24 protein-coding genes are annotated in these 26,728 nt (G+C 71.2%); 14 read left to right on the top strand and 10 right to left on the bottom strand.

Annotation, left to right across the window (positions count from 1 at the left end; all coding sequences use genetic code 11):
• Positions 1 to 51: 51 nt before the first annotated feature.
• Together SMD11_RS16705 and trxA are read left to right on the top strand one after the other, a co-directional pair.
• Positions 52 to 486 carry a MerR family transcriptional regulator gene (locus tag SMD11_RS16705; RefSeq protein WP_087927221.1) on the top strand — a complete coding sequence of 145 codons (435 nt, stop codon included), beginning with the start codon at positions 52 to 54 and terminating at the stop codon, positions 484 to 486.
• Entirely contained in the window at positions 483 to 860 is a 378-nt protein-coding gene (gene trxA / locus SMD11_RS16710) for a thioredoxin (protein ID WP_087927222.1), read from the top strand. Before SMD11_RS16705 ends, trxA begins: the two co-directional genes overlap by 4 nt.
• A 13-nt stretch (positions 861 to 873) precedes the next feature.
• Here trxA and SMD11_RS16715 read toward each other — a convergent pair whose 3' ends face one another.
• Positions 874 to 1,836, bottom strand: coding sequence for a helix-turn-helix domain-containing protein (locus SMD11_RS16715; RefSeq protein WP_087927223.1), 963 nt, complete (start codon positions 1,834 to 1,836; stop codon positions 874 to 876).
• 98 nt (positions 1,837 to 1,934) lie between these two features.
• On the opposite strand from SMD11_RS16715, the gene SMD11_RS16720 reads away from it, so the two are divergent.
• Positions 1,935 to 2,729: an NAD(P)H-dependent oxidoreductase gene (locus SMD11_RS16720; protein WP_087927224.1), complete on the top strand. Its 795-nt coding sequence runs from the start codon at positions 1,935 to 1,937 to the stop codon at positions 2,727 to 2,729.
• Positions 2,730 to 2,980: 251 nt separating this feature from the next.
• The gene (locus SMD11_RS16725; protein ID WP_159395309.1) at positions 2,981 to 4,276 is read left to right on the top strand and encodes a PQQ-binding-like beta-propeller repeat protein; all 1,296 of its coding nucleotides are present in this window, start codon (positions 2,981 to 2,983) and stop codon (positions 4,274 to 4,276) included.
• Positions 4,277 to 4,321: 45 nt separating this feature from the next.
• Here the strand turns inward: SMD11_RS16725 and SMD11_RS16730 are convergent, their stop codons facing one another.
• Positions 4,322 to 4,891: an ArsR/SmtB family transcription factor gene (locus tag SMD11_RS16730; RefSeq protein ID WP_087927226.1), complete on the bottom strand. Its 570-nt coding sequence runs from the start codon at positions 4,889 to 4,891 to the stop codon at positions 4,322 to 4,324.
• A gap of 155 nt (positions 4,892 to 5,046) precedes the next feature.
• On the opposite strand from SMD11_RS16730, the gene def reads away from it, so the two are divergent.
• Together def and SMD11_RS16740 are read left to right on the top strand one after the other, a co-directional pair.
• Positions 5,047 to 5,709 carry a peptide deformylase gene (gene def, locus SMD11_RS16735; protein WP_087927227.1) on the top strand — a complete coding sequence of 221 codons (663 nt, stop codon included), beginning with the start codon at positions 5,047 to 5,049 and terminating at the stop codon, positions 5,707 to 5,709.
• A gap of 111 nt (positions 5,710 to 5,820) precedes the next feature.
• Positions 5,821 to 6,546 carry a dienelactone hydrolase family protein gene (locus tag SMD11_RS16740; protein ID WP_087927228.1) on the top strand — a complete coding sequence of 242 codons (726 nt, stop codon included), beginning with the start codon at positions 5,821 to 5,823 and terminating at the stop codon, positions 6,544 to 6,546.
• Between the two features lie 12 nt (positions 6,547 to 6,558).
• On the opposite strand, the gene dnaB is transcribed toward SMD11_RS16740, so the two are convergent.
• Positions 6,559 to 8,067: a replicative DNA helicase gene (gene dnaB / locus SMD11_RS16745; protein ID WP_087927229.1), complete on the bottom strand. Its 1,509-nt coding sequence runs from the start codon at positions 8,065 to 8,067 to the stop codon at positions 6,559 to 6,561.
• Positions 8,068 to 8,536: 469 nt separating this feature from the next.
• On the opposite strand from dnaB, the gene SMD11_RS16755 reads away from it, so the two are divergent.
• Positions 8,537 to 9,877: an MATE family efflux transporter gene (locus tag SMD11_RS16755; RefSeq protein WP_087927230.1), complete on the top strand. Its 1,341-nt coding sequence runs from the start codon at positions 8,537 to 8,539 to the stop codon at positions 9,875 to 9,877.
• Positions 9,878 to 10,111: 234 nt separating this feature from the next.
• Here SMD11_RS16755 and rplI read toward each other — a convergent pair whose 3' ends face one another.
• The 4 genes from rplI to rpsF form a co-directional block, all read right to left on the bottom strand.
• Positions 10,112 to 10,558, bottom strand: coding sequence for a 50S ribosomal protein L9 (gene rplI, locus SMD11_RS16760; protein ID WP_087927231.1), 447 nt, complete (start codon positions 10,556 to 10,558; stop codon positions 10,112 to 10,114).
• Positions 10,559 to 10,576: 18 nt separating this feature from the next.
• A complete protein-coding gene (rpsR, locus tag SMD11_RS16765) occupies positions 10,577 to 10,813 on the bottom strand; it encodes a 30S ribosomal protein S18 (RefSeq protein ID WP_004950692.1) in 237 nt (78 codons plus the stop codon).
• A gap of 76 nt (positions 10,814 to 10,889) precedes the next feature.
• A complete protein-coding gene (locus SMD11_RS16770; RefSeq protein WP_087927232.1) occupies positions 10,890 to 11,480 on the bottom strand; it encodes a single-stranded DNA-binding protein in 591 nt (196 codons plus the stop codon).
• 82 nt (positions 11,481 to 11,562) lie between these two features.
• Positions 11,563 to 11,853, bottom strand: coding sequence for a 30S ribosomal protein S6 (gene rpsF, locus SMD11_RS16775; RefSeq protein ID WP_058045341.1), 291 nt, complete (start codon positions 11,851 to 11,853; stop codon positions 11,563 to 11,565).
• A gap of 273 nt (positions 11,854 to 12,126) precedes the next feature.
• Here rpsF and SMD11_RS16780 point away from each other — a divergent pair, with 273 nt between their 5' ends.
• From SMD11_RS16780 to SMD11_RS16790, 3 genes are all read left to right on the top strand, one after another.
• Positions 12,127 to 12,456, top strand: coding sequence for a hypothetical protein (locus SMD11_RS16780; protein WP_087927233.1), 330 nt, complete (start codon positions 12,127 to 12,129; stop codon positions 12,454 to 12,456).
• A 101-nt stretch (positions 12,457 to 12,557) separates the two neighbouring features.
• The gene (locus SMD11_RS16785; RefSeq protein WP_087927234.1) at positions 12,558 to 13,676 is read left to right on the top strand and encodes a lipid II:glycine glycyltransferase FemX; all 1,119 of its coding nucleotides are present in this window, start codon (positions 12,558 to 12,560) and stop codon (positions 13,674 to 13,676) included.
• Between the two features lie 108 nt (positions 13,677 to 13,784).
• The gene (locus SMD11_RS16790) at positions 13,785 to 14,816 is read left to right on the top strand and encodes an alanine racemase (protein ID WP_087927235.1); all 1,032 of its coding nucleotides are present in this window, start codon (positions 13,785 to 13,787) and stop codon (positions 14,814 to 14,816) included.
• Between the two features lie 32 nt (positions 14,817 to 14,848).
• Here SMD11_RS16790 and SMD11_RS16795 read toward each other — a convergent pair whose 3' ends face one another.
• On the bottom strand, positions 14,849 to 16,345 hold the full coding sequence (locus SMD11_RS16795; protein ID WP_087927236.1) for a glycosyltransferase family 87 protein: 1,497 nt from the start codon (positions 16,343 to 16,345) through the stop codon (positions 14,849 to 14,851).
• Positions 16,346 to 16,479: 134 nt separating this feature from the next.
• Positions 16,480 to 19,110: a transglycosylase domain-containing protein gene (locus SMD11_RS16800; protein WP_087927237.1), complete on the bottom strand. Its 2,631-nt coding sequence runs from the start codon at positions 19,108 to 19,110 to the stop codon at positions 16,480 to 16,482.
• 371 nt (positions 19,111 to 19,481) lie between these two features.
• Here SMD11_RS16800 and SMD11_RS16805 point away from each other — a divergent pair, with 371 nt between their 5' ends.
• The 3 genes from SMD11_RS16805 (at position 19,482) to SMD11_RS16815 (ending at position 22,641) form a co-directional block, all read left to right on the top strand.
• Positions 19,482 to 20,150, top strand: coding sequence for a PadR family transcriptional regulator (locus tag SMD11_RS16805; protein WP_087927238.1), 669 nt, complete (start codon positions 19,482 to 19,484; stop codon positions 20,148 to 20,150).
• Positions 20,151 to 20,198: 48 nt separating this feature from the next.
• The gene (locus SMD11_RS16810) at positions 20,199 to 21,281 is read left to right on the top strand and encodes an inositol-3-phosphate synthase (protein WP_087927239.1); all 1,083 of its coding nucleotides are present in this window, start codon (positions 20,199 to 20,201) and stop codon (positions 21,279 to 21,281) included.
• Between the two features lie 91 nt (positions 21,282 to 21,372).
• The gene (locus tag SMD11_RS16815) at positions 21,373 to 22,641 is read left to right on the top strand and encodes an MFS transporter (RefSeq protein WP_087927240.1); all 1,269 of its coding nucleotides are present in this window, start codon (positions 21,373 to 21,375) and stop codon (positions 22,639 to 22,641) included.
• A gap of 102 nt (positions 22,642 to 22,743) precedes the next feature.
• Here the strand turns inward: SMD11_RS16815 and SMD11_RS16820 are convergent, their stop codons facing one another.
• Entirely contained in the window at positions 22,744 to 24,201 is a 1,458-nt protein-coding gene (locus tag SMD11_RS16820) for a CCA tRNA nucleotidyltransferase (protein WP_087927241.1), read from the bottom strand.
• Between the two features lie 206 nt (positions 24,202 to 24,407).
• On the opposite strand from SMD11_RS16820, the gene SMD11_RS16825 reads away from it, so the two are divergent.
• Positions 24,408 to 26,720 (top strand): DUF6049 family protein, encoded by a 2,313-nt coding sequence (locus tag SMD11_RS16825; RefSeq protein ID WP_087927242.1) that lies wholly within the window; start codon positions 24,408 to 24,410, stop codon positions 26,718 to 26,720.
• Positions 26,721 to 26,728: the final 8 nt, after the last annotated feature.

Here is a 26,728-nt window from a genome sequence, read left to right on the forward strand (position 1 = left end):
CGGACACCGGCGCTGGCTTTGACGTCGACGTCAAGGTCTACGGTCGGTGCCATGCGCATCGGGGAACTGGCCGAACAGGCGGGCACCACCACCCGCACCCTGCGGCACTACGAATCGCTCGGGCTCCTGCCCGCGCGGCGGGCCGGCAACGGCTACCGCACGTACGACGAGGCCGATCTGCGGCTCCTCCAGCAGATCCGGACCCTCCAGGACTTCGGCTTCGGCCTGGAGGAGACCCGTCCGTTCGTGGACTGCCTCCGGGCGGGCCACCCGGCCGGGGACGCGTGCCCGGCCTCCCTGGAGGTCTACCGCCGCAAGCTGGCGGAGCTCGACGACGTCATCGGGCGCCTCCGGCAGGTACGGGAGGAGGTCGGCCGCCAGCTGGCCCGCGCCGAACTGGAGCTCGCGGCGGACCTCCCGGGCGGCCCGCCCCCGCGCTGCGCCTTCAGCCCACCGGACACCGATCAGGAGACGAGCACGCCATGACCACCGTCACCACCGCCACACCGGACTCGCACGCCGCATTCGTCCCTGTCGTCACGGACGACACCTTCGCGGCGGAGGTGCTCGGCTCCGGCCTGCCGGTCCTCGTCGACTTCACCGCGGCCTGGTGCCCGCCGTGCCGCATGATCGCGCCCGTGCTCGCGGAGATCGCGCGGGAACAGGCCGGGCGCCTCAGGATCGTCCAGCTCGACGTGGACGCCAACCCCCGCACGCAGGCGGCCTACGGCGTCCTCTCCATGCCGACGCTCCTGCTCTTCCGCGCCGGCGAACCGGTCAAGAGCCTCGTGGGCGCCCACCCCAAGCGGCGCCTCCTCCAGCACCTGGCCACCGAGCTGCCCTGGCTGGAGCCCCGCTGACGGACCGGGCCCGCTAGGGCGGGACCGGCGGGCCCTGCTCCTCCGCCACGGCCTCGGCCAGCCGGGCCAGGGCCGCGGCGCCCTCGCCGCCCTCCTCGGCGCTGAACACATGGACCACCAGACCCAGTTCGCCGGGCGCGGCCGGCACGTGCAGCGCCTCGAAGTCCAGGGTCAGCAGCCCGGCCACCGGATGCCGCAGTCTCTTGCGCCCCGCCCCGCACATCAGCACCTCACCGCTGCTCCAGATCCGCCGGAACTCGTCGCTCCGCGAGGACAGGTCCGTGATGAGCGCGGCCAGTTCCGCGTCGTCGGGGTAGCGCCCCGCCGAGACCCGCAGCTGCCCGACGGCCTCCGCGGCCCGCTCCTGCCAGTCGGGGTGGACGGCCCGGGAGGCGGGGTCGAGGAAGAGATAGCGGGCCTGGTTGCGGTCGCGGCCGTCCGGGTCCGCCAGGCCGCCGATCAGCTCGGCGCCCAGGCTGTTCCAGGCGACCACGTCGAGCCGGTGGTCCGTGGCGAACGCGGGGAGCGGACCCAGGGCGTCCAGGACCCGGCGCAGCGGGCGGCTCACCCCGGCCGTGGGCGCGGAGCCGCGGCGGGGCGCGGCCAGGGTGGCGAGGTGCCCGCGCTCGGCCGCGTCGAGTCCGAGCGCCCTGGCGAGCGCGTCGAGCACCTCGGGGGAGGGCTGGGTGGCCCGGCCCTGTTCGAGGCGCACGTAGTAGTCCACGCTGATCCCTGCGAGTTGGGCCAGCTCCTCGCGGCGCAGCCCGCGCACCCTCCGGCGGCCGCCGCCGGCGAGCCCGACGTGCTCCGGCGCGACACGCGCGCGGCGGGCGCGCAGGAAGCCGCCGAGCGCCCTGTGGGTGTCGCCGACCCCGTCGACGGGCCCGGCCTCGCCGCTGCTTCCGATGCCGGTCCCGGGGCTCTTCGCGACACCGGTGCCGGTGTCGTTCCCGATGCGGTTCTCGACCACGTCCATGCGCTCAAGTATGCGTGGCCCTCCCGGTACCAGGATCGCGGTTCCGCTGGCCGGACAGGGTTCTGGCTGTCCGACGGCGCCCGGGGGAACGTGGCGTCATGACCGAAACCACGCCGCGGCAGCCGAAGAAGATCCTCGTCGTCAGCGCCCATCCGGAACCCCGTTCGCTCAACGCCGCCCTGACCACTTTCGCGGTGGACCACCTGCGTGCGGCGGGTCACGAGGTGCGGGTGTCCGACCTCTACGCGATGAAGTGGAAGGCGGCGGTGGACGCCGACGACTTCCCCGGCCACACCGCGGACCGGCCGCTGCACGTCATGGCCGAGTCCGAACGGGCCACCCTCGCGGGCCGGCTGACACCCGACATCGCGGCGGAGCAGGAGAAGGTGCGCTGGTCGGACGCGGTGGTCCTCCAGTTCCCGATGTGGTGGTTCTCCGCGCCCGCGATCCTCAAGGGCTGGATCGACCGGGTGTTCACCGCCGGCTTCGGCTACGGCCCGGCAGTCCCCCCGCCGTACAGCGAGGGCGCGCTGGCGGGGCGGCGGGCGCTGGTGTCGGTGACGGCCGGCGCCCGGGAGTCCTCGTTCTCCGACCGGGGCATCCACGGGCGGCTGGCGGACATCCTCCATCCGCTCCAGCACGGGCTGTTCTGGTTCACGGGCATGGAGCCGCTCGAACCGTTCGCGGTGTTCGGCGCCCACGAGCTGCCGGAGGAGCGGTTCGAGGCGGCCGAGCGGGCGTACGCGCGGCGGCTGGACGGGCTGTTCACGGACGAGCCGGTTCCGTTCCGGTCGCTCGTCGGCGGCGACTACGACCACGACATGCGGCTGCTGCCCGGGGTCGAGGCGGAGGGGACGGCGGGTCTCGACCTCCATGTGCGGCCGGTCGGCTGACCACCGGGTGGTCAACCGCCGGGCAGCCGGGCAGCCGGGCAGCCACGTCGACGACCGGACCGGCCGGACCGTTCCCGGCGGCTGACGCGGCCGGTCCCCGAGGGGCTCGACGCGCTCGCCGGAACGGCCCGTCCCCCTCCGCCCCTTCGAACTCCGCCCCTTCGAACAAGATGGGATCTTGTCCCGGCGCCCCCGCCGGATCCGCGGAGACGCCTTCGCCCGCACCCCCGTTCTGCCACCCTCTGGTGTCCATGAACCCCATGGATCCCGCGAACCGGCGTGCCTCCGTACGGCGCCGGCTGCGTGCCGCCGTCGCCGCCGCAGGCGTCCTGTGCGCCGTGGCCGCGTGCGGCGGCGGGCAGCCGTCCGACAGCGAGGGGCGGCCCCACGGCAGCGGTCCGGCGACCGGGCCCGCGGTGCCGCCCGAGTCCTTCCCGGAGAACCCCACCACCACCTTCCAGGGCGCCTGGCCCTCCCCCGCCGCCGAGAGCGGCGGCCCCGCCGGCGTGCTGACGCTCGGCGCCCGCCTCGCCTACGCCTACGACCGGGACGACGTCGGCGTCACCGCCTTCCGGCTGGACTCCGGCGACGTCGCCTGGCACTCGGCCGTCCCGGGCGGCGACGGCGTCGCACAGGCACCCCGCCTCACCGGGGACAAGGTGATCGGCGCCTTCGCCACCGAGGAAGCGGGCAGCGGGACGTACGCCGGCCGGCGCGGCATCACCGTCGTCGCCCTGGAGGCGGGCACCGGCGCCACCCTGTGGACGCGCGAGATAGCCCTGGGCAAGGCCGGCGGGGGCGGCGAGGACGTGGACCCCACGGCCGTCCCCCGTGTCGTCGGCGCCGACGCCCGGCACGTGCTCGTCGCCTCGGACGCCCCGGGCTACTCGGAGGTCCCGCCCGTGTCCGTGCTGCTCGACACGGCGACCGGCCGGGTCGTCTGGACGGACACCGACTTCGAGGGCGTGGACCTGGAGCGGTCGGTGGCCGTCGGCGTCCGCGACGACGGCGACTTCGTGGGCAGGTCCACCACCGACGGCGCCCAGCTGTGGAAGCGGGACCTCCGGCTCGGCGAGGCCCTGACCTCGGACCCCGGCCCCGGGCTGACGTGGGCCGACGGCGTCGGGGCGGGCGGCAGCCTGCTGATCGACCCCACGAGCGGCGCGACCCGCCTGGACTCGGGGGACGCCTCGCTGGAGGGGTGCCGTTACGACGGCCGGAACACCACGGTCTGCGCCGGCACCGACGCTTCCGGCGACGCGTCCGTATGGGCCGTGGACGTGCGCGACGCGCGCGTCCTGTGGCGGCTGCCGGACAAGGCGGCGGGCCGCGTCGCGCCCGGGATCACCGCGGTGTGGCACGGGGTGGTCTACGCCCAGGCCGACCGGGCGATGACGCTCGACGCCCGTACGGGCGAGGACCTCCGCACGGACATCGCCCTGGTCTCCCCCGCGCTGGTCAACGACGGCTACGGGCTCGTCTACGACACCACCGCCCGGGCGTTCGACGTCTACCGGAGCGGCGCCCCCACCACGAGCGCGGGCTGAGCGCGCGCCCACCGGACCGCCTCCTCACGCGCTTCAGCGGACCTCTCAGGCCTCGTCCGACGCGTGGGGGAGCAGGGGGAACAGCCGGGTGATGAGGGCCACCGGCCGGGCGCCCTCGGGCCGGGCCAGGGGGCGCTGTTCGCGGTCCTGGTAGGGGGCGAGCGCCCGGCGGACCGCGTCCGCGACCCGGCTCATCTCCTCGGGCGTCAGGTAGGCGACGGCACTGAAGGCCTCGTCGTGGCGCCACTCGGCCGGCGCCCCGTCCCGCTGGGTCAGCCACCGCTGCCAGCTCTCGTCCTCCAGCCCCCGGGCCAGGTCACCGAACGGGTCCTCCGCGGGCCCGCCGTCCGCGGCGGTGTCCCGCCGCAGACGCCACGGCCGGGCACGGCCCCCGCTGTGCGGGGCCTCCTCGATGTGCCCGTGGCGGGCGAGCTGCCGCAGGTGGAACGAGCAGAGCCCGGAGCTGTAGCCCAGCCGGGAGGCGGCCTCCGTCGCCGTGACGGTGCCGACTTCGGCGAGCAGGTCCAGCAGGGCCCTGCGGACCTCGTGCTCGCGCAGTCCTTCGCCGGCGCCGGCGGTCCGGTCGGCGGGCGTGGTGAGGTCTTCTTCAGTCACTTTGCAAAGTCTGCTACTTTGCAAAGATCTTGGCAAGGGGCCGGACCGAGTGGTCAGCCCAGGTGGTCGGCCCTGCCTAAGACATCCGCCGCGGCGACCTCCGCGGCACTGCGGCGTGCGCGGAAGGCGTGCGCGGAACGAAGGGGGAGACAGCGATGTCCGTCCAGAACGAGCGGTCCCGTCCCGTCGACCGGCGGGTCCGCGTGCAGGGCAGTCCCGTCGACGCCTACCCGGCCCTGGCACCGGAGGCGGAGCGGGGTGCGGTGCGCAGGATCACCGTGGTGGGCGAGGAGGTGCTGAGCCGCCCGTGCCGGGAGGTGACCGAGTTCAGGACGCCCGAGCTGTCGGCCTTGATCGACGACATGTTCCTGACCATGTACGTGGCCGACGGCGCCGGTCTGGCGGCCAACCAGGTGGGCGTCGACCTGCGGCTGTTCGTCTACGACTGCCCCGACGACCAGGGGATCCGGCACGTCGGCCACGTCGTCAACCCCGTCCTGGAGCTGCCCGGCCCGGAGAGCCGCCGGCTCGTCGACGACTTCGAGGGCTGTCTGTCCGTGCCCGGCGCCGGGCTGCCGGCCCCCCGCACCGACCGGGCCGTCGTCCGCGGGCTCGACAAGGACGGCGACCCCGTCGTCATCGAAGGAACGGGGTACTTCGCGCGCTGCCTCCAGCACGAGACCGACCACCTCTTCGGCCACACGTACCTCGACCGCCTCTCCAAGCGGGACCGCAAGGACGCGCTGCGGCAGATGGCGGACCGCCGTGAGGACGTCTTCGCGCGGCGTGAGGCCAAGGCCGCCCGGCTGGGCCGGTGAAAGCCGGGCCTGACGCTTCCCGCTCACGACGCCTACGGGCCGGGCCCGCGCCGTTCCGCCGACGGTGAAGACCTCACCGGCCGGGCTCGGCGATCACTACAGTCCCCTCCCATGACGACGGTCACCACACGCACGGTCGAATACCCCGCCGACGGCCTGACGATGATCGGCCACCTCGCGCTCCCCGCCGGTGCCGGCCGCCGGCCCGCGGTCCTGATCGGGCCCGAGGGCACGGGCCTGAACGACTTCCAGCGCCGCCGGGCCGACGCCCTCGCCGAACTGGGATACGTGGCGCTGGCCTTCGACATCCACGGCGGGCGCTGGTTCACCGACCCGCAGGAGATGCTGGCGCGCGTGACCCCGCTGCTCGCCGACCACGACCGGATGCGGGACATCGGCCACGCGGCACTCGACGTGCTGCGCGCCGAACCGCGCACCGACCCCGGCCGGATCGCCGCCATCGGCTACGGCACCGGCGGCGCGATCGTGCTGGAACTCGGGCGCGCCGGCGTCGACCTGCGCGCGATCGGCACGGTCAACGCCCTGACCACGGGCCGGCCGGGCGAGGCGGAGCGCATCCGCTGCCCCGTCTGGGCCGGGGTCGGATCGGAGGACCCGATCATGCCCGCCGCGCAACGGGACGCCTTCGCCGCCGAGATGCGGGACGCGGGCGTCGACTGGCGCCTCGCGGTCTACGGCGGAGCCCTGCACGCCTTCCACCACCCGCCGGTCGACCAGACCGTGCTCCCCGGCGTCGGCTACCACCCGCGGCACGCGCGACGGGCCTGGCACGACATCGTCGGCCTGCTCACCGAGTGCGTGCCCGTGACGGAGTGACGTACGGCCGGGTCAGGCCCCCGCCATGTCCACGAAGCGGGAGTAGTGACCCTGGAAGGCCACCGTGATCGTGGCCGTCGGGCCGTTACGGTGCTTGCCGACGATGATGTCCGCCTCGCCCGCGCGGGGCGACTCCTTCTCGTAGGCGTCCTCGCGGTGGAGGAGGATGACCATGTCGGCGTCCTGCTCGATGGAGCCGGACTCTCGGAGGTCGGAGACCATCGGCTTCTTGTCCGTGCGCTGCTCGGGGCCACGGTTCAGCTGGGAGAGCGCGATGACCGGCAGCTCCAGCTCCTTGGCCAGCAGCTTCAGGTTTCGCGACATGTCCGAGACCTCCTGCTGACGGCTCTCGGCGCGCTTGGCGCCACCGGCCTGCATCAGCTGGAGGTAGTCGATGATCACGAGCTTGATGTCGGCCCGCTGCTTGAGCCGGCGGCACTTGGCGCGGATCTCCATCATCGACAGGTTGGGGGAGTCGTCGATGAAGAGCGGGGCGGCCGAGACGTCCGGCATGCGGCGGGCGAGACGCGTCCAGTCGTCGTCCGTCATGGAACCGGAACGCATGTGGTGCAGGGCGACGCGGGCCTCGGCGGAGAGCAGGCGCATCGCGATCTCGTTGCGGCCCATTTCGAGCGAGAAGATCACGCTCGGCATGTTGTGCTTGATCGAGCAGGCGCGGGCGAAGTCCAGCGCGAGGGTCGACTTACCCATGGCGGGACGGGCCGCGATGACGATCATCTGGCCGGGGTGCAGGCCGTTCGTCAGTGAGTCGAGGTCGGTGAAGCCCGTGGGGACGCCGGACATCTGGCCGCTGCGCGAGCCGATGGCCTCGATCTCGTCGAGCGCGCCCTCCATGATGTCGCCCAGCGGGAGGTAGTCCTCGCTGGTGCGCTGCTCGGTGACGGCGTAGACCTCGGCCTGGGCCTTGTTGACGATGTCGTCGACGTCGCCGTCGGCCGCGTATCCCATCTGCGTGATGCGGGTGCCCGCCTCGACCAGGCGGCGCAGCACGGCACGCTCGTGGACGATCTCGGCGTAGTACTCGGCGTTGGCCGCGGTGGGGACGGTCTGGACGAGGGTGTGCAGATAGGGCGCGCCGCCGACCTTGGTGATCTCGCCGCGCTTGGTGAGCTCCGCCGCGACCGTGATGGGGTCGGCCGGCTCGCCCTTGGCGTAGAGGTCGAGGACGGCCTGGAAGATCGTCTCGTGCGCCGGACGGTAGAAGTCGTGGCCCTTGAGGACCTCGACGACGTCGGCGATGGCGTCCTTGGAGAGCAGCATGCCGCCGAGGACGGACTGCTCGGCGTCGAGGTCCTGCGGGGGTACGCGCTCGAAGCCGCTCGGCGCGGACTGACCACCCGAACCGGCGCCCTGGGACCAGGAGCCGCCGTCGTCGCCACCGCGGTCGTGCCGCTCGCCGCGGGACGGGCCGTCGCCGCGGCGGGGGCGGGAGACGGGGAGCCGGTCACCCGGACCCGCGTCGGCCCACGGGTCGTCCATGGGCGGTTCGGGGATGCTCATCCCGCCACCTCCTCCCGTCCGCCACGCGGACCTCGCCGTGCTGTTCTTTCTTACGGCACGGCTCTGACAATTACGGCGCCCGACTCCGGTTCCGACGGGTCGAGTTCGTGTCGATCTCGTAAGGTTCTTGAGGCCGGAACAGGCGGCAGGCGCCGGTCCACGGTAGGCCCGCGGGCACCGTCAGCCAATCTGGTTATCCACAGGGCATGTGGATGAGCGGCCCCATCCTGTGGAGAAGTCCACGGAACCTGTGCACGGGGCGGGGGAAACCGCTGTGGACAAACACACAATCACTCCCTGCACAAGCCTCTGACCTGCGGTTTCGCCATCCACCGGCTGTTGAGGAGAAAAACTTTCCCCATCGGCCGAAGATCGCGACAAACGGGGCGCGGAAGATCACCCGCGCCCGCGCGATGTAAGGGTCACAGATCAATTGCACCGATTACCTGTGGAAGATTAGGTTGGGAGCATGACCCAGGCCACCGCACGCGGACCGAAGAGTGCCCGACGGCACGACCGCGAGATAGTCTCCCTCGCCGTCCCGGCCTTCGGGGCGCTCGTCGCGGAGCCGCTCTTCGTGATGGCCGACAGCGCCGTCGTCGGCCACCTCGGCACGCCCCAGCTGGCGGGCCTCGGCGTCGCCGCGGCACTGCTCACCACCGCCGTGAGCGTCTTCGTCTTCCTCGCCTACGCCACCACCGCGGCCGTAGCCCGGCGGGTCGGCGCGGGCGACCTCCGGGCCGCGATACGCCAGGGCATGGACGGGGTCTGGCTGGCCCTCCTGATAGGCGCCGCCGTCATCGCCGCCGTCCTGCCCCTCGCCCCCGCGCTCGTCGGCCTCTTCGGCGCCTCCCCCACGGCCGCCCCGCACGCCGTCACCTATCTGCGGATCAGCTCCCTCGGCATACCCGCCATGCTCGTCGTCCTCGCCGCCACCGGTGTCCTCCGCGGCCTCCAGGACACCCGTACGCCCCTCTACGTGGCCGTCGGCGGCTTCACCCTCAACACCGTCCTGAACGTCGCCCTGGTCTACGGCACCGGCCTCGGCATCGCCGGCTCCGCCTGGGGCACGGTCATCGCGCAGTGCGCCATGGCCGCCGTCTACCTCGCGGTCGTCGTCCGTGGCGCCCGGCGCCACGGCGCCTCGCTCCGGCCCGACGCCGCCGGCATCCGCGCCTGCGCCCAGGCCGGCGTGCCGCTGCTGGTCCGCACTCTCTCCCTGCGCGCCGTCCTCATGATCGCCACCGCGGTGGCGGCCCGGCTCGGGGACGCCTCCGTCGCCGCGCACCAGATCGTGCTGACCCTGTGGAGCCTGCTCGCCTTCGCCCTGGACGCCATCGCCATAGCCGGCCAGGCGATCATCGCCCGGTATCTGGGCGCCGACGACCCGGCGGGGGCACGTGCCGTCTGCCGCCGGATGGTGCAGTGGGGCACCGTCTCGGGCGTGGTGCTGGGGGTGCTGGTGGTGGCCGCGCGCCCGCTGTTCATCCCGCTGTTCACCTCCGACGCGGCGGTGCGGGACGCCCTGCTGCCCGCCCTCCTGGTCGTGGCCGTGAGCCAGCCCGTCGCGGGCGTGGTCTTCGTCCTGGACGGCGTCCTGATGGGCGCCGGGGACGGCCCCTACCTGGCCTGGGCGATGCTGGTGGTGCTCGCCGTCTTCGCACCCGCGGCGCTGCTCGTGCCGGCCCTCGGCGGCGGGCTGACCGCGCTGTGGTGGGCGATGACGCTGATGATGGCGGTCCGCATGATCACCCTGTGGCTGCGGAGCCGCTCGGGCCGCTGGATAGTCACCGGGGCCGTACGGGCGTGAGGCACCGCGCGGGCCTGCGGGGCGGGCGGTGCCTGCGGGCCTGAGCCGTACGAGCCCGGTGCGGCCGCACGTGCCGGGAGCCCTCGGTGTCCGAGCCCCTGTCCGGGCCTTCACCCGGGCCGTCGTCCGAGTCATCCGTGCCTGAGGGGCGGGCCCCTGGGCCCCGCCCCGGAACGGCGGAAGGGCCGCACCCCGAGGGGTGCGGCCCTTCACACGCTACCGATCGCCAGGCGATCAGGCAGCGACGACCTCGATGCCGAGCTTGGCAACGACATCGGCGTGCAGACGCACGGAGATCTGGTGCGAGCCCAGCGTCTTGATGGGCGAGCCCACCTCGACACGACGCTTGTCGACCTTCGGACCACCCGAGGCCTCGATCGCCGAAGCGATGTCGGCGGGGGTCACGGAGCCGAACAGGCGGCCGGCGTCGCCGGCACGGGTCGCCAGGCGCACCTTGGTGCCCTCAAGCTGACCCTTGACCTCGTTGGCCTGCTCGATCGTGGCGATCTCGCGGATCTTGCGGCCGCGGCGGATCTGCGCCACGTCCTGCTCGCCACCCTTGGTCCAGCGGATCGCGAAACCACGCGGGACCAGGTAGTTGCGGGCGTAGCCGTCCTTGACGTCGACGACGTCACCGGCGGTGCCGAGGCCGGAGACCTCGTGGGTGAGGATGATCTTCATTTTTCGGTCACCCTTCCCTTATCGCGCGGACGAGGTGTAGGGCAGCAGCGCCATCTCACGGCTGTTCTTCACGGCCGTGGCGACGTCACGCTGGTGCTGAGTGCAGTTGCCGGTCACGCGACGGGCACGGATCTTGCCGCGGTCGGAAATGAACTTCCGCAGCATGTTCGTGTCCTTGTAGTCCACGTAAGCGGTCTTGTCCTTGCAGAACGCGCAGACCTTCTTCTTAGGCTTGCGCGGAGGCGGCTTCGCCATTGTCTCTCTCCTGTGTGATCAAGAAGTTTTTGGTGCTGTCGCCCTCGGACCCCGAGGGGCCCGGGCCCTTTCGGGCCTAGAAGGGCGGCTCGTCCGAGTAGCCGCCGCCGGAGTTGCCGGAGCCGCCGCCCCAGCCGCCTCCGCCGCCGCCCTGCTGGCCGCCGGACGGAGCGCTGGTCGCCCACGGGTCGTCGGCGGGAGCCCCGCCGCCGCCCTGCTGGCCGCCGGAGGGGCTGTTGCCCCAGCCGCCGCCCTGCTGGCCGCCACCGCCGCCACCAAAGCCACCACCCTGGCCACCGCGACCCGCGGTCTTGGTGACCTTCGCCGTGGCGTTCTTCAGGCTGGCGCCGACCTCTTCGACGTCGAGCTCGTAGACCGTGCGCTTGACGCCCTCGCGGTCCTCGTAGGACCGCTGCTTCAGACGGCCCTGCACGATGACGCGCATGCCTCGCTGAAGCGACTCGGCGACGTTCTCCGCCGCCTGACGCCACACCGAGCACGTGAGGAAGAGGCTCTCGCCGTCCTTCCACTCGTTGGTCTGGCGGTCGAAGGTGCGGGGAGTGGACGCGACGCGGAACTTCGCGACCGCCGCACCGGACGGGGTGAAGCGCAGCTCGGGGTCGTCGACGAGATTGCCGACGACCGTGATGACGGTCTCGCCTGCCATGGATGAACCTCTCGGCGGGTGTGCTGCTGGCTGCTTGCTACTCAGATGCGATGCAGCCCGATTACCTCTGAACCGCTGGGGTTCAGTGGGTCTCGGGACGGAGGACCTTGGTCCGGAGGACCGACTCGTTCAGGTTCATCTGGCGGTCGAGCTCCTTGACGACCGCAGGCGTGGCCTGCAGGTCGATGACCGAGTAGATGCCCTCGGGCTTCTTCTTGATCTCGTACGACAGACGACGACGGCCCCAGGTGTCGACCTTCTCGACCTTTCCGTTGCCCTCACGGACGACGGAGAGGAAGTTCTCGATCAGCGGGGAGACAGCGCGCTCCTCGAGATCGGGGTCGAGGATGACCATCACCTCGTAGTGACGCATGTGGAACCCACCTCCTTTGGACTCAGCGGCCACGGTCGTTCCGTGGCAGGAGGGTCGTGATGCGTGAACAACGGTATCGGCGGACACTGACAATCAGCGGAAAGTCCCTGGGTTGCCCCCGGGACCGAAGCTGGGTCCGGGCAGACACCGGTGCAGACCGTACAGAGTACCCGCACTCCGGCGTCCGGTTGAAATCGAACCGTCCGGCCCCGCAATCTGTACGCATCGGGTGTGACCGGCGCTACATTGCGCCTGCCTTCAGGAGGTGGCTCCATGACACAGGCGGTTCGGCAGCCCAGGGGACTGCGCGCGACCCTCGCCGCGGTCCTCAACAGCGACGGAAAGCCCCATCCCGTCGAGAACACCCTCGTCGCCGTGACGGTCGTGCTGGGTGCGCTCGCCGCCGTCTCGTCCTTGTGGACCGGGCTGCACCTGCTCAGTTCCTGGAGCGGGCTCGTCGGGATCCTCACGGGGGCGTGGGGGCAGTTCATCTCCGCCACGACCGGTGAGCGGTTCCTGCTGATCATCGGGCTCGGGGCCGCCGCGCTGGGCTTCTTCCTGGGCATGGCGCACGGGGGGCTCTTCGGCGGTGTGATCGGATAGCGGGTCGTACGCCCGGACGGGCGGCTCCCCGGTCGCAGTAGGCTTCGGCGCGAGAGCCGGAGCCCCGACCCTGGGGACACACCTGCCGAGGAGCGCCCCGCATGAGCCTGACCCTGAGGACAATCAGCCGAGAGCAGCATCTGGCATACATCCAGAGTCTGCCCGCGGCGAGTCACATGCAGGTTCCGGCATGGGCTGATGTCAAGGGCGAGTGGCGCTCGGAGAACCTGGGCTGGTTCGACAAGAACGGCCAGCTGGTCGGCGCGGGCCTGGTGCTCTACCGCCAGCTGCCCAAGATCAAGCGCTACCTCGCCTACCTGCCCGAGGGCCCGGTCATCAACTGGTTCTCGCCGAACCTCGAGGACTGGCTGCGCCCGATGCTGGCGCACCTCAAGCAGCAGGGCGCCTTCTCGGTGAAGATGGGCCCGCCCGTGGTGATCCGCCGCTGGGACGCCAACGCCATCAAGACCGGCATCGCCGACCCCGACGTCAAGCGTCTGCGCGACGTCGAGGCCACCCACATCGAGCCGCGCGCCTTCGAGGTCGCCGACCAGCTGCGCCGGATGGGCTGGCAGCAGGGCGAGGAGGAGGGCGCCGGCTTCGGCGACGTCCAGCCGCGCTACGTCTTCCAGGTGCCGCTGTCGAACCGCTCCCTGGAGGACGTCCACAAGGGCTTCAACCAGCTGTGGCGACGCAACATCAAGAAGGCCGAGAAGGCCGGCGTCGAGGTCGTCCAGGGCGGCTACGAGGACCTGCCCACCTGGCAGCACCTCTACGAGATCACCGCCGAGCGCGACAAGTTCCGCCCGCGCCCGCTGAGCTACTTCCAGCGCATGTGGACGGCCCTCAACACCGAGGACCCGAACCGGATGCGGCTGTACTTCGCCGTGCACGAGGGCGAGGCCGTGGCGGCCGCGACGATGCTGATCGTCGGCGGGCACGTCTGGTACTCCTACGGCGCCTCGGCCAACCACAAGCGCGAGGTCCGTCCGTCGAACGCGATGCAGTGGCGGATGCTCCGCGACGCCTACGCGCTGGGCGCGAGCGTCTACGACCTGCGCGGCATCGGCGACTCCCTCGACGAGAGCGACCACCTCTTCGGCCTGATCCAGTTCAAGGTCGGCACGGGCGGGCAGGCGGCGGAGTACCTCGGTGAGTGGGACTTCCCGCTCAACAAGCTGCTCCACAAGGCCCTCGACATGTACATGTCGCGCCGCTGACCTCTCCGCACGGCCGGCCGCGCGCCGGCCCGTACGGCCACGAAGCAATGCCGCGAGGCATACGACCACGTCACCCAGCAGGCACAGGGAAAGGTTCCGGGACCGGCCATGGCGCTCACGCTCTACGTCGACACCGCGCGTTGGCGGGCACACCAGCAGAGCATCCTCCAGCAGTTCCCCGGGATCGTCCCGGTCTGCAAGGGCAACGGCTACGGCTTCGGCCATGAGCGGCTGTCCGACGAGGCCGCCCGCTTCGGCTCGGACATCCTCGCCGTCGGCACGACCTACGAAGCGGCCCGGATCAAGGACTTCTTCAGCGGCGACCTGCTGGTGCTCACCCCGTTCCGGCTGGGCGAGGAGCCGGTGCCGCTGCCCGACCGGGCCATCCGCTCGGTCTCCTCGGTCGAGGGCGTGCGCGGCCTGGTCGGCGCGCGGGTCGTCGTCGAGGTCATGAGCAGCATGAAGCGGCACGGCATCAGCGAGGAGGACCTTCCCAAGCTGCACGCCGCCATCGAGGACGTGCGCCTGGAGGGCTTCGCGATCCACCTGCCGCTGGACCGCACGGACGGCTCCACCGCCATCCAGGAGGTCTCCGCCTGGATGGAGCGGCTGCGCAACGCCCGGCTGCCGCTGCACACCATGTTCGTCAGCCACCTGCGCTCCGACGAACTGGCCCAGCTCCAGCAGCAGTTCCCGCAGACCCGCTTCCGGGCCCGGATCGGCACCCGGCTGTGGCTCGGCGACCACGACGCCACCCAGTACCGCGGCGCCGTCCTGGACGTGACCCGCGTCGCCAAGGGCGACCGCTTCGGCTACCGGCAGCAGAAGGCCGCCGGCGACGGCTACCTCGTGGTCGTGGCGGGCGGCACCTCGCACGGCGTGGGCCTGGAGGCGCCGAAGGCGCTGCACGGCATGATGCCGCGCGCCAAGGGCGTCGCCCGCGCCGGTCTCGCGACCATGAACCGCAACCTCTCGCCCTTCGTCTGGGCGGGCAAGCAGCGCTGGTTCGCCGAGCCGCCGCACATGCAGGTCTCGATCCTCTTCGTGCCGGGCGAGGTCGCCCCGCCCCAGGTCGGCGACGAGCTGGTGGCCCACCTGCGGAACACCACCACTCAGTTCGACCGTCTGCTCGACCACTGACCCACCCCCTCGGGGAAGGGGCCGGAGAGCCGCTACGACAGCGGGTGGCTCCCGGTCCCCGGACGGACACCTGTGCCTGCGGAGTGCTCCGCGTGCCGGGCACGGCGCGCGGAGCCGAGGACGACTATGTCCGGGGCCCCGTCCAGCACGCCGCCCGAGGGGTCGTCGGAGCCGTCACGCCGGACGACGTCGCGCTCCGGCAGGAGGATGTCGCGGACGACGACCGCGCACAGATACAGCGTCCCCAGCAGATGCAGGGCGATGGCCAGTTGGTAGCCCTCCACAGGCAGGCCCTGGTGCTTGTCACCACTGCCGGTGTAGGCCAGGTAGGACCAGATGCCGAGGAAGTACAGCACCTCGCACGCCTGCCACACGAGGAAGTCACGCCACTTGGGCCGGGCCAGCACGGCGAGCGGGATCAGCCACAGCACGTACTGCGGTGAATAGACCTTGTTGGTGAGGACGAACAGCGCCACCACCAGGAAGGCCAGCTGGGCGAAGCGCGGGCGGCGCGGGGCGTAGAGCCCCAAGGCGCCGATGGCCAGACAGCCCAGGATCATCAGCAGCGTCACATACGTGTTGGCGTTCTCCAGCGGATTCCCGGTGCGCTGGGAGATCAGGAGCCAGACCGAGCCGAAGTCGATCGGGCGCTCCTGGCTGAAGGTGTAGAACTTCGCCCAGCCCTCGCGGATGTGGAAGCCCGTCGCGTCATGCGTGATCATGACAGGGAGGTTGACGGCCAGCCAGGCGACGACGGCGCCCACCGCCGCGTCACGGAAGGCCCTCAGGCGCCCGGCCCGCAGGCACAGGATGAGCAGCGGACCCAGCAGCAGCACCGGATAGAGCTTCGCCGCGGCCGCCAGGCCGATCAGGACGCCCGCCACGACGACCCGCTCACGGGCCCACATGAGCATCGCGAGGGCGGTGAGGGCGACCGCCAGGAGGTCCCAGTTGACCGTGGCCGTCAGGGCGAGCGCCGGGGCCAGGGCGACCAGCAGGCCGTCCCAGGGGCGGCGCCGGTGCGTACGGGCGGCGCAGACGGCGAGGACCGCCGCGCAGGCCATCAGCATCCCGGCGTTGACCAGCCAGTTGAGCTGCTCCCGGTGCTGGAGCGTGCCGCCGCCGGGGGTGATCCGGGCCGCGACCTCCATGAACAGGCCGGTGAGGACCGGATACTCCAGATAGTCCATCCCGCCGGACAGCTCCTGGGGAATCCGGTCGAAGTAGGGGATGAGGCCGGCGTCGAAGCCGCGCCCGCTGTAGAGGTGCGGGATGTCGGAGTAGCAGGCGTGGGTGTACTGCGTGGTGGCGCCGAAGAACCAGCCGTACTCGTAGCACGGGAGCTTCTGCACCATGCCGAGCGCGAACATCCCCAGCGCGACGAGCACGATCACCCGGACCGGGGTCCACCAGCCCCCGCCGGGCAAGGCGCGGCGGCCCGCGGGCCCGCCGATGAGCTCACTGCCGGCGGCGGCCACCTCGTCCTCGACGGTGGGCCGTACAAGCTGGTCATCCCGGGCGCTCCTCATGCCGACCATCCTGCCGTACCCGCCCGAGGGCCGTCGGAGCCTGTGGATAACTTCGAGGGCCGCCTCACGCGAACGCGGGACGGCCCTCGGGTCGGATGGCTCAGGCGACTGCCCGGGCCCGGTGTCTCAGCAGGTCAGTCGCGCATCCCGCCGAACAACCCACCGCCGCCGGGGCGGCCGCGGCTCTGCTCGGGCGACGGCGAGGTGCCCGGGTCGCCTCCCGGCCCGCCGGCCCCGCCGGGGCCGCCCGACGTACCGGGCTCGCCGGGGCCGCCGTTGTCGCCCTGGTGGCACCGCCGGTCGAACGGCAGGCAGATCTTGCTCGGCGACGGGCTGGGCGTCGCCGGCTTGGACGGCGACGCGGACGGGGACTTCGACGGCGTGGCCGACGGCGTCGTGGACGGCACCGCGCTGGGGGAGGGGCTGGCGCCGTCGCCGAAGACCTTCTCGCCGATCGGCTCGGCCCGCTCGAACTGCTCGATCGGCTGGCCCTTCAGCGCCTTGCCCATGTAGTCGGCCCAGATCTCGGCCGGGAAGGACGCGCCGTGGATGGTCGTCTGACCGCCCACACCACGCATGGAGAGGAACTCCTGCTTCTTGGCGTTGGGGTCGACCCGGTACATGCCGACCGCGGTCGACAGCTGCGGGGTGTAGCCCGCGAACCAGGCGGAGCGGTTGCCGTCGGTCGTACCCGTCTTGCCCGCGGCCGGACGGTCACCGAGCTTCGCCGAGGTGCCCGTACCGGCCTCCACCACGGTCTTCAGCACGTCGGTGACGTTGTTGGCCACCCGCGGCGAGAAGGCGAGCTTGCTCGACGCCTCGTGGACGTAGGCGGGCTTGCCGTCCTTCTCCACCTTCTCCACGGAGTACGGGTCCATCTGCTTGCCGCTGGCCGCGAAGGTCGCGTACGCGCCGGCCAGCCGGATCGCGCTGGGCGCCGATGTGCCGAGCGAGAAGGTGGGGGTCGTCGCGGCGAGCTGGTCCTTGTCCAGGCCGGCCGCGAGCGCGGCCTCCTTGACCTTGTCGGTGCCGACGTCCATGCCGAGCTGGATGAAGGGGGTGTTCACCGAGAACTGCATGGCGGTCCGGAGCGTGACGAGGCCACGGTCCTCGTCACCGTCGTTGACCTGGCGCCATTCGCCGCCGTTCTGGTCGTGCCAGACCGAGCCGTTGTAATTGCGCAGCGTCAGCTTGTTGTTGCCGTTGTAGACGCTGTCCGGGGAGACCAGCGTGCGCTGGCTGTCGCCCTGCTGCGCGCCGAGGCCCGGATCCCGCTTGCCGTGCGTCATGGCGGCGGCGAGCACGAACGGCTTGAAGGTCGAGCCCACCTGCACACCGGTGTAATCGGCGTTGTTGGTGTAGTGCTCCAGGGCGTTCGCGCCGCCGTAGATGGCGACGATCTTGCCGGTCTTCGGCTCCACGGAGGCGCCGCCGAACTGCACGAACTTGTCCTTCTCGCGCACGTCGGGCTTGATGTTGGCCTTCCGTACGTCCTCTACCGCCTTCGACAGGGCCTCGACCTTGTCGCGGTCGAAGGTGGTGTGGATCTGGTAGCCGCCCCGGTCCAGCTGGTTCTTGCTGATGGTGGAATGGGCGACGATGTAGTTGTCGGCGAGGTCGGTGAGATAGCCGATCTGGCCCGCGCGGTTGGTCGCGGGCTTGGGCTTCTGCGGCTGCGGGAAGCCCTTGGCGACCCAGCTGTCGCGCTCCGCCGGCTTCAGGTGACCGACCTCGACCTCACGGTCCAGGGTCCACTTCCAGCGGTCCATGGAGCGCTTGGTGTTCTTCTCCGGCGTGGCCGCCGGGCCCTGACCGCCATAGGGGTCGTACAGGTTGGGACCGTTCAGCGTCGCCGCGAGATACGCGCTCTCGCTGGCCGTCAGCTGGGTGCAGTCCTTGTCGTAGTACGCCCGCGCCGCGGCCTGGATGCCGTAGGCACCGCGCCCGTAGTAGGCGGTGTTGAGGTAGCCCGCGAGGATGTCGTCCTTGTCCTTCGTGGCCCCCACCTTTATGGAGATGAGCAGCTCGGTCGCCTTGCGCTTGAGCGTCTGCTCCTGGCTCAGGTAGGTGTTCTTCACGAACTGCTGGGTGATGGTCGAACCGCTCTGCGTCTCACCGCCCTGCGCCATCTTCACGACGGCGCGCGCGATGCCCATCGGGTCCACGCCCCAGTCGTCGTAGAAGCTGGCGTTCTCGGCCGAGATCACCGCGTACTGCATCGACTTGGGAATCTTGGCGATCGGCACGATCTGACGGTTCAGGGCGCCGCCGCCGGCGACGACCATCTGCTTGCCGTCGGACCAGTAGTAGACGTTCTTCTGGACCGCGGCGGCCTTCTGCTCACTGGGTACCTGCACCACGGCCAGGGCGACGCCCACCGTGCCGAGGATCAGCCCTATGAAGGTGAAGCACGCACCGAGCACCAGCTTCCACGAGGGCAGCCAGCGCTTCACGCCGTCCTTGCCCGCGCGCGGATAGTCGATGAAGCGCTTCTTGCCGGGGCGCCCGCCGTCCCGGCGCCCTCTCCCTCCTCCGGGACCGGCGTCGCCGGGACGTCTCCGTCCGCCGGGCGCGCTCCGCTGGGCGCCCCTGCGGGCTCCGGCCCGGCCTCCGTACTGGTCGCCTCCGCCGGCCGGCGGTGTGGCGGAACTACTGGGCGGTGCGGCACGGCGGCCGGACGTCGGCTGCTGGGCCGCGCGCCTGGCCGCGGCTCGTCCGCCGCCGCCCTGAGGCTGCGGCGGCGGCTTGCGGCGGTGCTCGCTCATCGAACGACTACTCCTAGGGCAGGCGCTATCGCCTGGAAGCGGCAGGTGGCTTGCGTTCCCCCCGATGCGCTGTCCGGCTGCCCCCCTGAGCAACCGGGCGCACTGCATCCAGGACGAGGACGCCGAAAGACGTCACTCGGTTCCCGGTGGTCTGCATGGCGCACAGACTACGCACGGCCAAATCCCGCCCACTGGGGATGTTCACTCCAATTCAGGCAGGTTGTGTCCCACGAATCGGTGATGTGACCTCGTTCACCGTGCCCCCTCTTGTCGCAACAGGGTGGTCGTTCTATCGTCTGGATGTATCGAGTCGATACATCAGCTCGGCATAGCGCGGCATAGGGGACACTAGGGGCGAAGGAGGGCGACATATGAGCAGACGCTCCGGCATCCTCGAGTTCGCCGTTCTCGGGCTGCTCCGTGAGTCCCCGATGCACGGCTATGAACTGCGGAAACGCCTCAACACCTCGCTCGGGGTGTTCCGAGCGTTCAGCTACGGAAGCCTCTACCCCTGCCTCAAGACGCTCGTCGCCGGCGGTTACCTGATCGAGGAGCCCGGCAGCGCTCCGGAGGACGCCCGCGCGGCGTCCCTCGCCGGACGCCGGGCCAAGATCGTCTACCGGCTGACGGCGGACGGCAAGGAGCACTTCGAGGAGCTGCTCGCCCACACCGGCCCGGACGCGTGGGAGGACGAACACTTCGCCGCCCGCTTCGCGTTCTTCGGGCAGACCTCGCGGGACGTACGGATGCGGGTGCTGGAAGGCCGCCGCAGCCGGCTGGAGGAGCGTCTGGAGAAGATGCGCGCCTCCCTGGCCCGTACCCGCGAGCGGTTGGACGACTACACCCTCGAACTCCAGCGCCACGGCATGGAGTCGGTGGAGCGCGAGGTCCGCTGGTTGAACGAGCTGATCGAGAGCGAGCGGACCGGGCGCGACATGCGCAAGGCCGCCGCACCGCAGGACACATCAGGAGAAACGGGCGGCACACCCCGGAACCGGGGTGGTTCCCGGACGGATGCGTCCGGCGACACCGCCAACTGAGCCCTGCACTCGCAGGGCTTCGTCGAGTACAAACAGGGAGCAACCGGAATGGGTTCGGTTCGCGTAGCCATCGTCGGCGTGGGCAACTGCGCCGCCTCGCTGGTGCAGGGCGTCGAGTACTACAAGGACGCCGACCCGAACGGCCGCGTGCCGGGTCTGATGCACGTGCAGTTCGGCGACTACCACGTGCGCGATGTGGAGTTCGTGGCCGCGTTCGACGTCGACGCGAAGAAGGTCGGCCTCGACCTCGCCGACGCCATCGGCGCCAGCGAGAACAACACCATCAAGATCTGCGACGTGCCGTCGACCGGCGTCACCGTGCAGCGCGGCCACACCCACGACGGCCTGGGCAAGTACTACCGCCAGACCATCGAGGAGTCCGCCGAGGCCCCCGTGGACATCGTCCAGGTCCTCAAGGACAAGCAGGTCGACGTCCTGGTCTGCTACCTGCCGGTGGGTTCCGAGGACGCCGCCAAGTTCTACGCGCAGTGCGCCATCGACGCCAAGGTCGCGTTCGTCAACGCTCTCCCGGTCTTCATCGCCGGCACCAAGGAGTGGGCGGACAAGTTCACCGAGGCGGGCGTCCCGATCGTCGGCGACGACATCAAGTCGCAGGTCGGCGCCACCATCACGCACCGTGTGATGGCGAAGCTGTTCGAGGACCGGGGCGTCATCCTGGACCGCACGATGCAGCTGAACGTCGGCGGCAACATGGACTTCAAGAACATGCTCGAGCGCGAGCGCCTGGAGTCCAAGAAGATCTCCAAGACGCAGGCCGTCACCTCCCAGATCCGCGACCGCGAGCTGGGCGAGGACAACGTCCACATCGGCCCGTCGGACTACGTGGCGTGGCTCGACGACCGCAAGTGGGCCTACGTGCGCCTCGAGGGCCGCGCGTTCGGCGACGTCCCGCTGAACCTGGAGTACAAGCTCGAGGTCTGGGACTCCCCGAACTCCGCCGGTGTCATCATCGACGCCGTCCGCGCCGCGAAGATCGCCAAGGACCGCGGCATCGGTGGCCCGATCCTCTCCGCGTCCTCCTACTTCATGAAGTCGCCGCCGGTGCAGTACTTCGACGACGAGGCCCGTGAGAACGTCGAGAAGTTCATCAAGGGCGAGGTCGAGCGCTGAGCGGAACCCTCCTAGGGTGATGTACAGAGCTTGATCGTGGGCCCCCGGGTAATCCGCCCGGGGGCCCACGCGTTGTGTGAGGCTGGGCGGCATGCCCGTAGTGCGTGACCTGCGTGTCCTGCTCCGACTGCGTGACTTCCGCCGCCTGCTCGCCGTGCGGCTGCTGTCCCAGGCCGCCGACGGTGTCTACCAGGTCGCGCTCGCCACCTATGTGGTCTTCTCCCCCGAGAAGCAGGCGTCCCCCACGGCCATCGCCTCCGCCATGGCCGTGCTGCTACTGCCGTACTCGCTCCTCGGCCCGTTCGCGGGGGTCCTGCTGGACCGCCGGCGCCGACGTCAGGTGCTCCTCCACGGCAACCTGCTGCGCACCGCGCTGGCCACCGTCACCGCCCTGCTGATCGTCGCCCGCGTCCCCGACTGGCTCTTCTACGCCTCGGCGCTGTCCGTCACGGCGGTCAACCGCTTCGTCCTGGCCGCGCTCTCCGCCTCCCTGCCCCGGGTGGTCGACTCCCCCGAGCGCCTGGTCATGGCGAACTCCCTCTCCCCGACCGCCGGCACCCTCGCGGCCACCGCGGGCGGCGGCCTCGCCTTCGCCGTCCGCCTCGTCACACCCGAGGGCACCGGCTCCGACGCCGTCGTCGTCCTGCTGGGCGCCGCCCTCTACCTGTGCGCAGGCCTCAGCTCCCTGACCATGCCCGCCGGCCTCCTCGGCCCCGACGCCTCCGCGCCGCGGTCCCGGCTGCGCGCGACCCTGGCCGACACGGTCAGCGGCCTGGCCGCGGGACTGCGCCACCTCGGGGAGCGCCGTACGGCCTCCCGTGCCCTGGCCGCCATGACGCTGATGCGCTTCTGCTACGGCGCGCTGCTGGTCACCGTGCTGATGCTCTGCCGGTACGCGTGGACGGACACCGAGTCCGCGGGCCTGGCCCTGCTCGGTGTCGCGGTGGCCGTGTCCGGGGCCGGGTTCTTCGCGGCCGCCGTGCTCACGCCGTGGGCCGTGGCCCGGCTCGGCCGGCGCGGCTGGATGATCGTCTGCGCCGCGGTGGCGGCGGTCCTGGAGCCGGCGCTGGGTCTCCCCTTCGCCCCCGCGCCCATGCTGATCGCCGCGTTCGTCCTGGGCCTGTGCACCCAGGGCGCGAAGATCGCCACGGACACGGTGGTCCAGGAGTCGGTCGACGACGCCTTCCGGGGGCGGGTCTTCTCCCTCTACGACGTCCTCTTCAACGTCGCCTTCGTGGGCGCGGCGGCGGTGGCCGCGCTGATGCTGCCGCCCGACGGCCGCTCGGCCGCGCTGGTGGTGACCGTCGCCCTGATCTACGCGGCGACCGCGATCGCCATGGCCCGGCCCCGGCGCCGGTGATCCGGATGTGCCGAGGGGCGGTGTTTCACGTGAAACACCGCCCCTCGGCACATCCCCGCGCTGGTGTTTCACGTGAAACCACGGAAACGCCGGCGCGACGGTTCAGCTCTGCGTCGCCCACCACTCCTTGAGCGCGGCGACGGCGGCCTCCTGCTCCATCGGGCCGTTCTCCAGGCGCAGCTCCAGCAGGTGCTTGTACGCCTTGCCGATCTGCGGGCCGGGGCCCACCCCGAGGATCCCCATGATCTGGTTACCGTCCAGATCCGGCCGGATCGAGTCCAGCTCCTCCTGCTCCTGGAGCCGGGCGATGCGCTCCTCCAGGCCGTCGTACGCGCGGGACAGGGCGCTCGCCTTGCGCTTGTTACGCGTCGTGCAGTCCGAGCGGGTCAGCTTGTGCAGACGGTCCAGCAGCGGGCCGGCGTCCCGTACGTACCGGCGCACGGCGGAGTCGGTCCACTCGCCCGTTCCGTAGCCGTGGAAGCGGAGGTGGAGCTCGACCAGCTTGGAGACGTCCTTCACCAGCTCGTTGGAGTACTTGAGCTTGGTCATCCGCGACTTGGTCATCTTCGCGCCGACCACCTCATGGTGGTGGAAGGAGACCCGGCCGTCCTTCTCGAAGCGCCGGGTCTTCGGCTTGCCGATGTCGTGCAGCAGCGCGGCGAGGCGCAGCACGAGGTCGGGGCCGCTCTCCTCCAGGTCGACGGCCTGCTCCAGGACGGTGAGCGTGTGCTCGTACACGTCCTTGTGGCGGTGGTGCTCGTCACGCTCCAGGCGCAGGGCCGGGAGCTCGGGCAGGACGAGGGCGGCGAGCCCGGTGTCGACGAGGAGCCGCAGGCCCTTGCGGGGGTGGTCGGAGAGGATGAGCTTGTTGAGCTCGTCCCGGACCCGCTCGGCGGAGACGATCTCCAGCCGGCCGCTCATCTCCGTCATCGCCTCGACGACCTCGGGCGCGACCTCGAAGTCCAGCTGCGCGGCGAAGCGCGCGGCCCGCATCATGCGCAGCGGGTCGTCGGAGAAGGACTCCTCGGGGGTGCCGGGGGTGCGCAGGATCCGCGCGGCCAGGTCCTCCAGGCCGTTGTGCGGGTCGATGAACTCCTTCTCCGGCAGCGCGACGGCCATCGCGTTGACGGTGAAGTCCCGGCGGACGAGATCTTCCTCGATGGAGTCGCCGTAGGAGACCTCCGGCTTGCGCGAGGTCCGGTCGTACGCTTCCGACCGGTATGTGGTGACCTCGATGTCGAAGTCCGACTTGCGGCATCCCACGGTCCCGAAGGCGATGCCGACCTCCCAGACGGCGTCGGCCCACGGCCGCACGATCTTCAGCACGTCCTCCGGACGGGCGTCCGTGGTGAAGTCCAGGTCGTTGCCGAGCCGGCCGAGCAGCGCGTCCCGCACCGATCCGCCGACCAGGGCAAGCGAGAACCCGGCCTCCTTGAATCGGCGGGCGAGGTCGTCGGCCACGGGGGAGACCCTCAGGAGCTCGCTCACGGCGCGGCGCTGCACGTGGCTGAGCTCGTTCGTGGACGGCGTGGTGTGGCTGTCATTGTTGGCGTTCGGCACAACAGAAGAGGGTACGTGGCCGCACGCCGGAGGGCCTCTTCGTCAAGGGCACAAGCCGACAGCCCAGGCAAAGCGGGCGCAGTCCGGACAACCGCCCCGTGGCGATCTTGCGGAACGGTCCGCGGCACTTAGCCACAGCGGGCCTCGTTACCATTCGTGGACGCACAACGGACGACCACTGACGACGACGAGGGACGGGCGAGCGCGTGGCCGAGGCGGCAGAGTTCCAGGGGACGACGGCCGCTCCTGCCTGCCGGTGGGCCAGGCACCTCATGACGGTGCTGCTCGGGGTCCTGCTCCTGGCCGGCCTGGTCCAGCTGCCCGCCGCGCCCACGGCCCGCGCCGAGTCGCCCACCTCCAGACCGGTCGGTGTCGCCATCGACTCCGTGACGCCCGTCGCACCGACGCAGAACGACACGATCACGCTCTCCGGCACCGTCACCAACAACAGCGGGTCGACGGTCACCGACGCCCATGTGGGACTGCGGGTGGGCCCGCAGGTCAGCGGCCGTAGCGACATCGACGACATCGGCTACCGGGCGGGCTTCTCGCCGGGTACCGACGGCGCGGAGCTCGGCAAGCACACCCAGAAGATCGACAAGCTGGCTCCGGGGGTCAGCAGGGAATTCAGCATCTCCCTGCCGGCGAAGGACCTCGACCTCGGCCACGACGGCGTCTACCAGCTGGGCGTCTCCCTCTCCGGGCGGTCGTCCGACCACCCCTACGAGGGGGTGCTGGGCATCCAGCGGACCCTGCTGCCGTGGCAGCCGTCCGGTGTCGAGGGCAAGAAGACGCAGCTCACGTTCCTGTGGCCGCTGGTCTCCGCCACCCACCTCACGGCGCGCACCGAGAAGGACCAGCAGCAGACGCCGATCTTCCCCAACGACGACCTCGCCGCCGAGCTGGCCCCGGGCGGCCGCCTGAACCAGCTCGTGGCGCTGGGCAAGAACCTGAAGATCACCTGGGTGATCGACCCCGACCTGCTCGCCACGGTCGAGGCCATGACCAAGAGCTACCGGGTCGACGGGCCGGACGGGAAGGTCGTCCCGGGCAAGGGGCAGGCGGTCGCCAAGCAGTGGCTCAGCCAGCTCCAGACCGCCGTCGCGGGCCACCAGGTGGTGGCGCTGCCCTTCGGCGACCCGGACCTCGCCTCGCTCGCCCACCGGGGCAAGGACGTCTCCGGGACCCTCAGCCACCTCCAGTCCGCGACGGAGCTCGCCGCCACCACCGTCGACACCATCCTCGGTGTGAAGCCGCGCACGGACTTCGCCTGGCCGGTCGACGGCGCGGTCGACTCCTCGATCGTCGACGTGGCCACCTCCGCGGGCGCCCACAACGTCATCGCCCGCAGCGACAGCATCCGCGAGCCCAAGGCCTCGTACACGCCCAGCGCGGCCCGCCAGATCGGCGGCGGCAACACCGCCGTCGTCGCGGACGCGCGGATGTCCACGGTCTTCCAGGGCGATCTGGTCCGGGCGGACAACGCCTCGCTGGCCGTGCAGCGCTTCCTGGCGCAGAGCCTCCTGGTGAACCGGCAGGCCCCCGACGACGAGCGCAGCATCGTCGTGGCACCCCAGCGGATGCCCACGACGAGCCAGGCGCAGGCCATGGCGGCCGCGATCGGCGGCCTGTCGGACGGCCGCTGGACCCAGCCGCTCGACCTGGGCGACGCGGCCAGGGCCAAGCCGGACCCCTCCGCCAACCAGCAGGTGCCGGGCTCCGGCTCCTACCCCGAGGGGCTGCGCGCGCAGGAACTGCCCACCGAGGCGTTCCAGGAGATCCAGAAGACCCAGAGCACCCTGGACAGCTTCAAGGTCATCCTCACCTCCGAGGACCGGGTGGTCACCCCGTTCGGCAGCGCGATCATGCGGGAGATGTCCACCTCGTGGCGCGGCGACCGCAACGGCGCCGCGGACTTCCGCGACGCGGTCCAGTCGTACCTGTACGAGCTGACCCGCCAGGTGCAGCTCATCAAGAAGTCCGACGCCACGCTCTCCGGCCGGGACGCGACGCTTCCGATCACCGTGCAGAACGGCCTGCTCCAGGGCATCGACGGCCTCCGGCTCGTGCTGGAGTCCAGCCAGCCGAACCGCCTCAAGGTCGACGCCTCCCAGCCGGTCAAGATCGAGGGCGGACACCGGCAGACGCTGAAGTTCGAGACGCGGGCCAACGCCAACGGCCCGGTGAAGCTGACGGCCCGGCTGTACACGGACGACGGCCAGCCCTACGGCGAGCCGATGTACTTCTATGTGCATGTCACGTCGATCACCCCTATGGTTCTGCTCGTCATCGCGGGTGGCGTCCTCCTCCTGATCCTCGCGGGGCTCCGCATCTACCTCCAGCGCAAGCGGTCCGCCGCCCGTGGGGCGGCTGACGGCGGGGCGCCCGGCGAGGACGGGAACGGCCCGGGTGACAGCGGCCCGGGTGACGACCGGCCGGAGGTGCCGGGCGACCCGGCACCGGACACCGGATCGGAAAGCACTGACCCATCCGGCACAGGTGAGAAAGTGGACCGTTGACGTGTAGT

The sequence above is a fragment of the Streptomyces albireticuli genome, assembly GCF_002192455.1.
GTDB classification, from domain to species: Bacteria; Actinomycetota; Actinomycetes; order Streptomycetales; family Streptomycetaceae; genus Streptomyces; species Streptomyces albireticuli_B.